The following is a 12,146-nucleotide window of genomic DNA, read 5'->3' on the forward strand; positions in this document are numbered from 1 at the left end:
GCTGGTCATGCGGTCGCTCCTTCGTGGGTGGCTGAGGTGGTGGTGGCTGCGGTGGTGGCTGCGGTGGTGATCCAGGCGCTGCCGGCGTTGCTCGACCGCTCCACGGCGTCGAGGACGCGCTGCACCTGGAGACCTTCGGCGAACGACGGGGTCGGCTGGGTTCCGGCGGCGATCGCCCCGACGAGGTCGACGAGCTGGTGCGAGAAGCCGTGCTCGTAACCGATGGTGTGGCCGGTGGGCCACCAGGCGGCGAAGTAGGGGTGCTCGGGCTCGGTCACGAGGATCCGCTTGAAGCCGAGCTCGGTGGCCGGCGCCGTCGCGTCGTAGAACTCCAGCTCGTTCTCGCGCTCCAGGTCGAAGGCGAGGGCGCCCTCGGAGCCCGAGATCTCGATCCGGAAGGCGTTCTTCCGCCCCGTGGCGAACCGCGTCGCCTCGAACGAACCGAGAGCGCCGCCGGAGAGCTTCGCGGTGAAGAGTGCGGCGTCGTCGACCGTCACCTGCCCGCGCTCGGAGCTCGCGGCACCGCCGAGGCTGGTCTGCGCGACCGACTCGTCGAGCAGGGGCCGCTCCGTGACGAAGGTGTGCAGGATGCCCGACACGGCGTCGAGCGTCTGCCCGGTGATGAACTGCACCGCGTCGATGGCGTGCGCGCCGATGTCGCCGAGGGCGCCCGATCCTGCCTTCGCCTTGTCGAGGCGCCACGTCATCGGGCCCTCCTCGTCGACGAGCCAGTCCTGGAGGTACTGGGCCCGGACCTGGCGGATCTCGCCGAGGCGGCCGCTCGCGACGAGGTCGCGGGCGAAGGTGATGGCGGGGACGCGGCGGTAGGTGAACCCGACCATCGCGAAGACGCCGCGTTCAGCGGCGGCCGCCGCGGCTCTCGCCATGGTCTCGGCCTCCTCGACGGTGTTGCCGAGCGGCTTCTCGCAGAGGACGTGCTTGCCCGCCTCGAGGGCGGCGACCGCGATCTCGACGTGCGTCGATCCGGGCGAGCAGATGTCGACGAGGTCGATGTCGGGATCGGCGATCACGTCGCGCCAGTCGCTCGCCGTGGAGGCCCAGCCCCACTTCTCGGCGGCGGCCGTCGTGGCCTCGACGTTCCGCCCGACGATGGTCGACATGACCGGCTCGAACGGCAGGTCGAAGAACCTCGGAGCCACGCGGAAGGCCTGCGAGTGCGCGGCCCCCATGAAACCGTGGCCGACCATGGCGACACGGAGGGTGGGACGGGCTTCGGACATCGGCGACTCCTTCGTCGTGGTCTGCGCGGTCGTGGTCTGCGCGGTCGTGCTGGGCGCGTGTGCCCTTGCACTCTAGCGAGGGACCTAATATGTTCTTCGCAACAACAAATAACCATAGACGCTGAGGAAGAGCCATGGCAACGACGCCCACCCCCGAAGACAAGTTCTCGTTCGGTCTCTGGACCATCGGATACAACGGCAACGACCCGTTCGGCGGCCCGACGCGGCCTCAGCTAGACGTGGTCGAGGCCGTCACCAAGCTCAAGGAGCTGGGCGCCTACGGCCTCACCTTCCACGACGACGACCTCTTCGCGTTCGGCTCGACCGACGCCGAGCGTCAGAACCAGATCGACCGCCTCAAGGGCGCCCTGTCCGACACCGGCGTCATCGTGCCGATGATCACGACGAACCTCTTCTCCGCCCCCGTCTTCAAGGACGGCGGCTTCACCTCCAACGACCGCGACGTCCGCCGCTTCGCGCTCCGCAAGGTCCTCCGCAACCTCGACCTCGCCGCCGAGCTCGGTGCGAAGACGTTCGTCATGTGGGGTGGCCGCGAGGGCGCCGAGTACGACTCCGCGAAGGACATCCAGCAGGCGCTCCACCGCTACCGCGAGGCCGTGAACCTGCTCGGCGACTACGTCACCGACAAGGGCTACGACATCCGCTTCGCCATCGAGCCGAAGCCGAACGAGCCCCGCGGCGACATCCTGCTGCCGACCCTCGGCCACGCGCTGGCCTTCATCAACTCGCTCGAGCGCCCCGAGCTCGTCGGCGTCAACCCCGAGGTCGGGCACGAGCAGATGGCCGGCCTGAACTTCGCCGCCGGCATCGCCCAGGCGCTCTACCACGGGAAGCTCTACCACATCGATCTCAACGGCCAGCGGGGCATCAAGTACGACCAGGACCTCGTCTTCGGCCACGGCGACCTCCAGAACGCCTTCGCCCTCGTCGACCTGCTCGAGAACGGCGGCCCGCAGGGCGGCCCCTCGTACGACGGCCCGCGCCACTTCGACTACAAGCCCTCGCGCACCGACGGGATCGACGGCGTGTGGTCGTCGGCCGCCGCCAACATGCGCATGTACCTCCTCCTCAAGGAGCGCGCCGCGGCCTTCCGCGCCGACCCCGAGGTCCAGGAGGCTCTCGCGGCGTCGAAGGTCGCCGAGCTCGCGCAGCCGACCCTCAACCCGGGCGAGACCTACGACGACCTGCTCGCCGACCGCTCGGCCTACGAGGACTTCGACCCGGAGCCCTACTTCGGTGGCAAGTCGTTCGGGTTCGTCCGCCTGCAGCAGCTCGCCGTCGAGCACCTGATGGGCGCCCGGGGCTGATCCCCGGCCGCGAAGGAAGCCATCGATGACGCTGGTCGCAGGAGTCGACTCCTCCACTCAGAGCTGCAAGGTCGTGATCCGAGACGCCTCGACGGGCGAGCTGATCCGATCGGGCAGCGCCAGGCACCCGGACGGGACCTCGGTCGATCCCAACGCCTGGTGGTCCGCCCTCCTCGAGGCGATCGAGGCGGCGGGCGGACTCGACGACTGCGCCGCGATCTCGGTCGCCGGCCAGCAGCACGGCATGGTGGCACTCGATCCAGCGGGGCGCGTCGTCCGCGACGCGCTCCTCTGGAACGACACCCGCAGCGCGCAGGCCGCCGCGGACCTCCTCGCCGAGCTCGGCCCGGAGGCCATGGCGGAGCGGACGGGCTCCCTGCCCGTGGCCTCCTTCACGGCGACGAAGGTGCGCTGGCTGCGCCACGCCGAGCCCGAGAACGCCGAGCGGGTGGCGGCGGTCGCGCTGCCGCACGACTGGCTGACCTGGCGGCTCCTGGGGTACGGCCCCTCGGCGCCTCGCGGTGCCGATCTCGACGCCCTCGTCACCGATCGCTCGGATGCCAGCGGCACCTCCTACTGGACGCCCGCTCGGGGCGAATACGACCTCGACCTGTTCGAGACCGCGTTCGGCCGGGCCGCCCGCGAGGCGACCGGGGCGGGCGCGGGAGCGGCATCCGCCGGCGACTCGCGCGTGGTCCTGCCGCGGGTGCTCGGGCCGGCCGACACGGCGGGGACCACCGTCGCCGTCGAGTCGATCCCCGCGGGCCTCGTCGTCGGCGCCGGGATGGGCGACAACGCCGGGGCGGGCCTCGGCCTCGACGCCACCGTCGGCGACGTCGTCATCTCCATCGGCACGAGCGGCACGGCCTTCGCCGTGACCGATCACCCGACCACCGATCCCTCGGGAACGGTCGCGGGCTTCGCGGACGCCACGGGAGCCTTCCTCCCGCTCGTCGCGACGCTCAACGCCGCCCGCATCCTGACGGCCGTCGAGACACTGCTCGGGGTCGACCACGACGAGTTCGCCCGCCTCGCGCTCGCCGCGGAGCCCGGCTCCGGCGGGGTGGCGCTCGTGCCCTACTTCGAGGGCGAACGGACTCCCAACCTCCCCGACGCCACGGCGACCTTCGCGGGTCTGACCCTCGCGGCCAGCACCCGGGAGAACCTCGCGCGCGCCGCGGTCGAGGGGCTCGCCTGCTCGCTGGCCGACGGGGTCGACGCCGTGCGCGCCCTCGGGGTCACGGCCACGCGCATCCTGCTGGTCGGCGGCGCCGCCCTCAACCCCGCCGTCCAGGCGGTCGCGGCTCAGGTCTTCGACGTGCCCGTGGCCGTCCCCGTGCCGGGCGAGTACGTCGCCGACGGCGCCGCCCGGCAGGCGGCGTGGGTGCTCACGGGGGCTCGGCCCGCTTGGGAGCTGTCGCTCGAGGCGATCCTCGCCGTCGACGTGCGCCCCGAGATCCGCTCTCGCTACCGCGAGGCGCAGGCACTCGGCTCGGTCTCCCGCCCCTAGCCCGTCCAGCCCCGCGCCAGCTCGGCCCGTCCGGGCCGGCTAAACCCTCGCGCTCGGCTGCCGCGGTGGTCCTAGGACCACCGCCGCGACCGAGCGCGAGGGTTTAGCGGGGGTGGGGTGGGGGCTACTCCTCGCGAGCGGGAGCAGCGCCCTTCGGGCGACTGCGGACCAGCACGACGACGACCGCGACCAGGGCGAGGCCGACGATGCCGCCGCCGACGCCGAGCGCGATGCCGAGACCGCTGCCGGACGACGGCGCCGACGCCGACCCGGTCGCCTCGAGCGTCGACGTCACGGCAGGAGCCTCGGACGCCGCACCCGCCGACGCGGACGCGGACGGCACCGCCACCGGGGCCGACGACGCCGCAGGAGCCTGGTCGCCGCAGGTGGGGCGCGTCGCCGCCCCCGTCGCCACGGGAGCGCTCTGCGGCCGGTCGTACCGGAACCGGATCGAGTTCGCCACGGTGTGGCCGTCCGCCGACACGATCTGCCACTGGACCGTGTACCGCCCGGAGTCGCCGAGCGCCACCGGCACGGAGACGTCGGTGTCGGCGATCGTCGAGCAGGCCGTCTCGAAGTGCTTTCCGGCCGCGTCCGTCACGATGACGACGTTCGACGAACCGTCGCCCGACAGGTCGAGCACCCGGTCGTCGAAGGTCAGGACGACCTTCGACAGGGCCGTCGTCTGCGTCGAGTCGGCGGCCGGAGTCGACGACACGAGGTAGTCGTGAGCGCTCGCGCCGGTCGCGGGCAGCAGCGCGAGAGCACCGGCCAGGACCAGGAGCCCCGTGCCGACGGCGACGGATCGCAGACGCCCCGCTCGGATCGTTCTCGCCACGCTCTACTCCTTCACGGCCGGGACGGCCGCCGATCGACGACCCCGAGTGTAGGCGAGGAGGGCGACGACGAGGGCGATCGCGCCGAGCCCGAGCCCCCCGATCCCGAAGCCGAGTCCGAGAGCGGACGAGGTGCCCGAGGCTCCTGCGCTCGCATCCGTCGCGGCCGCCGCGGTCGTCGCGGAGATGCCCTGGTCGGCGTCCGCCGGAGGCGCCTCGTTGACGTAGAGGACGGGCGCAGGATGCTCGGGCTCCTCCACCGAGGCGGGCGTGGCCTCGTTCCACTTCACGACGCTGCCGTCGCTGTAGGTCTGGATCACGGGCAGCTCGACCTTGTCGACGTCGGGCACGGCTCCGGCCGAGACCGTGAACAGCTGGAACGCTCCGGGCTTGATGCCGGCGCCCTCCGAGGCAGTCCAGACGACCTTGGTCACGCCCTTGGTGATCGTGCCGTCGCTCGTGGTGACGGGCTTCGGGAGGGTCGAGGTGACGACCTCGGCCGTCCAGCCGACGAGCGGCTGGTAGGAGACCGACGTGAAGGGGTGATCGGTCGGGAAGTCGACCTCCAGCTTCACGGTCGACGCCGTCGCCGACTCGGTCGGCGCCTTGAACTGCAGCGTGGCGTAGTCGCCGGCGGGGGCGCTCTCGGGGACGACGTGGACGTGGGCGGATGCCGCCAACGGCGCGGCGAGGGCGAGGCCGACGGCGACCGGGAGGGTCGCCGCGGCGCGGACGATGGTGCTCTTCTTCATGGGGATTCTCATCTCGTCGTGGCACGCACGAAGGGCGCCCGACGCTGTCGTCGGTGCGCGCGTGGGTGCGGCCGGAAAGGGGTTGGCTCGGAGTCAGGCGACTCGGGGCGGCCCGCGACGGGGGCGAGAGGCGAGGAGGACGTCGGTGGGGGCTCGGAGGCCGCGGCGATCGGCCAGGGCCAGCCGCAGGAGGCGACGCCCGGGACGAAGGGCGCTCGGGAGGGCGAGCACGACGACGGCGAGGCGCACGAGCCGGGCGGACGCCAGGCGAACGAGGCTCCAGAACGACCGCTCGCCATGACGCAGGATCAGGATGGTCACCAGGGCCGCCACCGCGTGCCCGAGCCACATCCGCGAGTCGTCCATGCCCATGGAGTGCCCGCCGGAAACGGTCGCCACGTCGGGCAGCACGGAGTGCGCACCCCCGGACATGACCATGCCGAGCATGCCCACGGGTTCGGAACCGCTCGCGGCCGCCGAGGGCGTCGCGCCGAGGCTGAAGAGCACGTGGAAGACCACCTGGCTCAGGACGACCGAGACGACGAGCCGAGGGGTCGACAGCGTGCGACCCGCGAGGGCGACGCTGACCAGGACGGCGAAGGTCAGGGCGAGCGTCGTGCCGAGCAGACCGGGCGCCATGCCGCCGCCCGCCACGTGCGAGAAGGCCGCGACCACGACGGAGAGGACGGCGACGGCGAGGCCCCGGACCACGCGGACCCCGCGCGACCGGATCGCCTCGTCGGCCCCCATCAGCGACTCACTCCTGCGGACCGCGCTTCTCGTGCGACGCCATCGCCGTGAGCTGCTCGTTGTAGGCGCGCAGCTCCGCGTCGTCGTCGTTCTGGGCCTTGCGGTCGTAGCGCTTGGCGATGCGCTCCTCCGAGCGCACCCACTGCCGGACCACCATGAGCGCGACGAGCACCGTCGGGAACTCCCCCGCGCCCCAGGCGATCGCCCCGCCGGTGTGCTGGTCGTCGAGGAGCTGCTGGTAGTTCGTCTTGCCGAGCGCGTGCCACCAGTCGGCGGCGAGGATGTCGGTGCCCGACATGATCGCGAGGCCGAAGAAGGCGTGGAAGGCCAGGGTCGCGAGCAGGAGGATGATCCGCAGCGGGTAGGCAGGCCGCTTGGGCCCCGGGTCGACCCCGATGAGGACGAAGAAGAACACGTAGCCCGAGAGCAGGAAGTGGATCTCCATGATCAGGTGGCCCGGGTGGGTCTGGAGCGAGGCCTCGAACCAGCCCGTGTAGTAGAAGGCCACGAGGCTGCCCGAGAAGATGACGGCCGCGACGGCCGGCTTCGTGATGACGGTCGCGTACCGCGAGTGCGTGATGATCATGATCCACTCGCGAGCGCCGCGGCTGTTGTCGTGACGCTTCGGCAGGGTGCGCAGGGCGAGCAGGATGGGGGCGCCCAGCACGAGGAGCGGCGGCACGTACATCATCAGCACCATGTGCTGGATCATGTGCGTCGAGAAGTTGACGGCTCCGTAGACGCTCGGCCCGCCGCTCGTGGCGAACGCGACGCCGAAGCAGCCGACCAGCCACGGGATGGTGCGACCCCACGACCAGGCATCTCCGCGACGACGGAGCTTGGCGACGCCGACGAGGTAGAGCGCGGCCATGATCGCGGCCACGGCCAGGAAGGCCCAGTCGGGGTGGAAGCCGAAGAGGAAGCGCGGGAGCGTGATGGGCGCCGGGTACGGGAAGCCGATCAGCCCGGAGCGGGTGTCGCCCGGGGCCACCTGCGGAACCGGCGGGGCGCTCTTGGAGAGGGCGACGGACAGTCCCATGGCCACGGCCATGAAGACGACCTCGGCGACGGCGAGACGGACGAAGGCGCGCGTCCGTGTCGGCTCGCGCACGAGGCGCGGGATCACGTGACGCCGGTGCAGGAACCCCGCGACGCCCAGCCCGATGAGGATGAGCGACTTCGCGGTGATGAGGAGGCCGTAGGGCGTCGTGACGAGGTCGGCCGGGGAGCCGAGCCGGAGGCTCGCGTTGATGACGCCCGAGAAGGCGACGAACGCGAAGGCCCAGAGGGCCAGCGTCGAGTAGCGCGCCACGACGGTGGGGAGATGCTTGCCGACCTTGGAACGGAGCAGGACGACCGCGATCAGGCCGCCCATCCAGACCGTCACGCCGATGAGGTGCAGGGCCAGGCTGTTGACGGCGTTGACGTGCTCGTTCGAGCCGGACGCGTGCCCCGAGAGAGCGAGGGGCATCAGGGCGAAGAGGGCCAGGACCGTGGCCGTGGCGATCCAGGAGACGTTCTTCGTCGTGACGAGGATGACGAGCGAGACGAGGATCGCGCCGATCGTCACCAGCCAGGTCTGACCGATCGGGAGCTGGAATGCGACGAAGGCGAATTGCGACCGGAAGGTCGGTGAGGTGAACGGCACCTGCAGCACGTTCGCCACCGTGAACAGGAGGGTCGCGACGGCCGACAGGAGCCAGACGAGACCGGCCCAGGCCGCCCACTTCGTCGCGAACCAGACGCTGTAGCTCGCCGACAGCGGGTCTTTGCGCTGCCCCGGAAGCGCGAGCGTCGCCACGACGAGGAGGCCGATGGTTACGGCCGAGGCGCCGTCGAAGACGCCCGTCGCGAGGGGGAGGCCGTTGAGGACGAACTGGCCCGGGTCGACGAGGAGCGTGCCCCCGATCGCGCCGGTGAAGTACATGGCGCCGAGCGCCAGCGCGAGCCCGAGGGGGATGCAGAGACCCAGCACCAGCGGAACGCCGCGGGGAAGTCGGAGGGAGCCCGTCGGGACGGTCAACGACCGGGTCTCGAACGCGAGGTCGTCGATGACGGCTCCGGCACGCTCGCCGGAAGCCGCTCGCTCCTCGGTCGCGCGCTGGTCGGTCACGGGCCCCATGATACGGAAGGCGACGCGGCGGCTCCTGCGGTTGTCCACAACCCCGAGAGACCCGTTCACGCTCCGGCAACCCTCGCCGGGCATCCTGCGGCCGTGACCTCGCGCAAACTCCTCCTCGTCGGCATCGACGGCCTCCGCCTCGACGACGCCCTCCGCCCCGGCGTCGCACCCCGCTTCGCGTCCTTCGTCCACAACGGCACGCTGCACCCGATGACCATGGAGGTGCCGACGATCTCCGGCCCCGGCTGGTCGTCGATCCTCACCGGCTCGACGCACGCCGACCACTCCGTCGTCGACAACTCCTTCCACGGCCACACGCTCCACTGCAACGCGGACATCCTCAGCCGCGCCTTCTACGCCGACCAGTCGCGCACGACCTTCGCCGCGACCGGGTGGCCGCCGATCGCGGATCCCGCGGGCCCCGGACCGATCGTCTCGACCCGCCTCGACCAGCAGCGCGCCGGCCGCCACCGCCTCGTCGTCCGCGACGGCGAGACCTACGGCTATCGGTGGGCGGACGGCGAGATCGCCGCGTTCTCGAGGCTCGCGCTCCGCGAGGCGGGCCCGGACGCGTCGTTCGTGTACCTGGGCGAGGTCGACGAGGCGGGACACCTCCACGGGGGCGCGTCGCGCGAGTACGAGGAGGCCATCGCGCGGGTCGACGCGCACCTGGGCATCCTGCTCGATGCCGTCGGAGCGCGCGCGTCGCTCCACGACGAGGACTGGCTCGTCGGCATCACGACCGACCACGGGCACCTCGACGAGGGCGGCCACGGCGGTGGAGACGCGGTGCTGACGCGATCGTTCCTGGCGCTCTCCCGCTTCGGCGGTGCGCAGGAGGCGCAGCGATCGGGCCCGCAGGAGCCGCCGGCCCCGGCTCCGCGCGAGATCCGCCCCGACGAGGTGGCCGGCCTCCTCCTGGCGCACCTCGGCTGAGTGCCGCGCCGCGATTCTCAGCGGTTTCTGGGAGCGCCGTCGGGACCGTGAGGATCCCGTCGCGAAAGGAGTCGGCCGTTTGACCAGCCCGGGTGAGCTTCTCGTCGACGCCGATCGACGCCGCGAGCCCACCCGTCCCCTCGGGTCGACGCCGCACTTCGAGCGGGTCTCACGCCGGACCGCGCTGTCCGTCCTGACCGGCATCCTCATCCTCTTCGGAGCCCTCGCCTCCTGGAACGCCGCGACGACCGGCTACTCCGACTACTACGCGACGGCCGCGAGGAGCATGTCGTCGAACTGGCGGGCCTTCGCCTTCGGCGCCTTCGACCCGAACTCCACGATCACCCTCGACAAGCTGTCGGGCTTCCTCGTGCCGCAGGCTCTCGCGGCCCGCGTCTTCGGCTTCCACGCCTGGAGCCTGGCGCTCCCGCAGGTCGTCTTCGGCCTGGTGACGATCGCCGTCACGTACGCCATCGTCACGCGCCTGCTCGGCCGGTTCGGCGGCCTCGTCGCCGCTCTCGTGACCGCCGTCCTGCCGGTCAGCGTCACGACGTTCTCGCACCCGATGGAGGACGCCATGCTGACGGCCTTCGTCACGCTGGCCGTCTGGGCCTGGCTCCGGGCCCTCGACACCGGCCTGCGCCGCTACCTCCTCCTGGCCGCGCTGTTCGTCGGGATCGCGTTCCAGGCGAAGATGATGCAGGCCTGGCTCGTGGTGCCCGTCCTCGTCGGTCTCCTCCTCTGGCAGCACCGTCGGCGGCTTCGTCTCGGCGTCGCGAACGTCGCCCTGGCCATCGGCACGATCGCGGTGACCTCGCTGGCGTGGGCCGCGACGATCCAGCTGATCCCCGCCGCCGACCGGCCGTACATCGACGGCACGACCGACGACAGCCCGCTCACCATGGTGCTCGGCTACAACGGGCTCGACCGGTTCGTCGGCGGCGCCTACCCCGGGGCCCTCGGCGCCGGGGCGTCGCTGCCCGGATACGGCAACGTCGGCCTCGTCCCCCCGGGCTGGGCCCACCTCCCGGTCAAACTCCTCCTGCCGGTCTACGCGACGCAGGTGGGTTGGCTCTATCCCCTGGCCGCCGCGGGGATCGTGCTCGGGGTGGTCGCGCTGCGTCGTCGCCCCGAGTGGGTGCTGCGCGGCGGCTCCCTGCCCGGCCTCGCGCGCGCGACGGCGCTCGGGACGGGGCTCCTGCTGGTCCTCGGAGTCGTGCTCGGACTCATGGCGCTGCCGCACACGGCCTACCTCGAGGCGCTCGTCCTCCCCCTGAGCATCCTCTGCGCCGTCGGGGCGATCCTCCTGGGCAGGCTCGCCGCAGGATCCGTCGGCCGGCGGCGCCTGGCCGTCCCGATCGTCCTCACCGTCCAGACCACCTGGTCGCTCGTGCTCCTCGGCCACTACCCCGCCCTCGCCGGCCCGCTCCTCGTCCCGGTCGCCGTCGCGGGCTACGGCGCCGCCCTGTGGTTCCGAGCGGCAGGCAGGATGCCCGTGGCCGACTCCCTCCGGATCGCCGTCGCCGCGGTGGCCGCCGTCGCCTGCCTGACCGGCCCCGCGCTCTGGTCGCTGTCGACGCTCGACCCCGGCTACGCCGGCTCCGCCGACGACGCCTACGCGGGCCCGCCCGTCGCCGGCGTGCAGGCGCTCATCACGGCCCACGAGCAGACCCGCGGGATCGGGCTCGACTCCGACGCGGTGGCACCCGCGACGGCCGCCCGCGAGCGCGCGATGTACGCCTTCGCTCTCCGCGAGGCACCCGGATCCCGCTTCGCCCTGGCGACCGACTCGTGGCGGAGCGCCGGTCCGCTGCTCGCCGACGGAGCCCGGCGCATCCTGCCCATCGGAGGGTTCACGGGCAGGGTCGGCAGCCCCGACGTCGCCGAGCTGCGCCGCCTCGTCGATTCGGGGCAGCTCCGCTTCGTCCTGCTCACCCGGAACACGGCCGCGGTCGAGCCCGTCGGCCCCGCCGAGCGCCGGCTGGACGACTGGGTGACCGGGCGATGCGCCCTGGTGCCGGCGTACGACCACGAGACCGCGCCGCGACTCCCGGGCGTGGTCACGGCCGACGAGCTCTACCGGTGCGCGCGGTGACCCGAACGAGCCCGACCGCCCGCACTACGCTCGCGACAGCGGGCGAGAGGGTCCCGCCCCATTCGAAGGAGCACCGCCGTGCCTGACCCGTTCACCGTCTCCCGCCACCACCTACCGCACCTGACGCCCCGCAAGCTCCTCGCCCTGGCCCGCCGGGAGGAGCTGCACCCCGTCGTCCTGGCCGAGGCGGAGCACCGGGCCGCGAGCGTGCAGCTGCGCGTCGCGGACGCCATCACCGCATTCGCCGGATCGATGAGATTCGTGTACCTTCACGTGCTGCTGTTCGTCGTGTGGATGCTCGTGTTCGAGAGGACCCCCTGGCCCACTCTGACGCTGATCGTGTCGCTGGAGGCGATTTTCCTCTCCACCTTCGTCATGATCGGGCAGAATCGTCAGGCCGCCTTCCAGCAGGCCAAAGCGGACCGCGACTACACCTCCTCCGAGAAACTCCTCGAGGAGAACACCGACCTCACCCGCGTCATCCACGAGCTGTCGCAGCAGATCCACGAGATGGTCAAAGCCGAGGTCCAGGCGCAGGCTGCAGCGAAGACCGTGAAGGAGCCCTGAGCGACGCGA

Annotated in this window: 10 protein-coding genes; 5 read left to right on the top strand and 5 right to left on the bottom strand. The window is 72.0% G+C overall.

What is annotated here, in order from left to right; all coding sequences use genetic code 11:
- Positions 1-5: 5 nt before the first annotated feature.
- A complete protein-coding gene (locus AS850_RS13760) occupies positions 6-1,241 on the bottom strand; it encodes a Gfo/Idh/MocA family protein (RefSeq protein WP_236940729.1) in 1,236 nt (411 codons plus the stop codon).
- Positions 1,242-1,375: 134 nt separating this feature from the next.
- Between AS850_RS13760 and xylA the strand changes: the two genes are divergently transcribed.
- Positions 1,376-2,569, top strand: coding sequence for a xylose isomerase (gene xylA, locus AS850_RS13765; RefSeq protein ID WP_119869629.1), 1,194 nt, complete (start codon positions 1,376-1,378; stop codon positions 2,567-2,569).
- A gap of 25 nt (positions 2,570-2,594) precedes the next feature.
- The gene (locus AS850_RS13770) at positions 2,595-4,079 is read left to right on the top strand and encodes a xylulokinase (RefSeq protein WP_119869630.1); all 1,485 of its coding nucleotides are present in this window, start codon (positions 2,595-2,597) and stop codon (positions 4,077-4,079) included.
- Between the two features lie 124 nt (positions 4,080-4,203).
- Here AS850_RS13770 and AS850_RS13775 read toward each other — a convergent pair whose 3' ends face one another.
- The 4 genes from AS850_RS13775 to AS850_RS13790 form a co-directional block, all read right to left on the bottom strand.
- Complete coding sequence (locus AS850_RS13775; RefSeq protein WP_236940730.1) at positions 4,204-4,917, bottom strand: copper resistance CopC family protein; 714 nt, start codon at positions 4,915-4,917, stop codon at positions 4,204-4,206.
- Positions 4,918-4,920: 3 nt separating this feature from the next.
- Positions 4,921-5,667 (bottom strand): YcnI family copper-binding membrane protein, encoded by a 747-nt coding sequence (locus AS850_RS13780; protein ID WP_119869631.1) that lies wholly within the window; start codon positions 5,665-5,667, stop codon positions 4,921-4,923.
- Between the two features lie 93 nt (positions 5,668-5,760).
- Entirely contained in the window at positions 5,761-6,417 is a 657-nt protein-coding gene (locus AS850_RS13785; RefSeq protein WP_119869632.1) for a hypothetical protein, read from the bottom strand.
- A gap of 7 nt (positions 6,418-6,424) precedes the next feature.
- Positions 6,425-8,530: a cytochrome c oxidase assembly protein gene (locus AS850_RS13790; protein WP_123955519.1), complete on the bottom strand. Its 2,106-nt coding sequence runs from the start codon at positions 8,528-8,530 to the stop codon at positions 6,425-6,427.
- A 102-nt stretch (positions 8,531-8,632) separates the two neighbouring features.
- Between AS850_RS13790 and AS850_RS13795 the strand changes: the two genes are divergently transcribed.
- From AS850_RS13795 to AS850_RS16845, 3 genes are all read left to right on the top strand, one after another.
- A complete protein-coding gene (locus AS850_RS13795) occupies positions 8,633-9,475 on the top strand; it encodes an alkaline phosphatase family protein (protein WP_119869634.1) in 843 nt (280 codons plus the stop codon).
- Between the two features lie 79 nt (positions 9,476-9,554).
- Positions 9,555-11,570 carry a glycosyltransferase family 39 protein gene (locus AS850_RS13800; protein ID WP_119869635.1) on the top strand — a complete coding sequence of 672 codons (2,016 nt, stop codon included), beginning with the start codon at positions 9,555-9,557 and terminating at the stop codon, positions 11,568-11,570.
- Between the two features lie 78 nt (positions 11,571-11,648).
- Positions 11,649-12,137: a DUF1003 domain-containing protein gene (locus AS850_RS16845; RefSeq protein WP_236940731.1), complete on the top strand. Its 489-nt coding sequence runs from the start codon at positions 11,649-11,651 to the stop codon at positions 12,135-12,137.
- Positions 12,138-12,146 lie beyond the last annotated feature (9 nt).

This window comes from Frondihabitans sp. 762G35, from assembly GCF_002074055.1.
In the GTDB taxonomy this organism is placed as follows: Bacteria; Actinomycetota; Actinomycetes; order Actinomycetales; family Microbacteriaceae; genus Frondihabitans.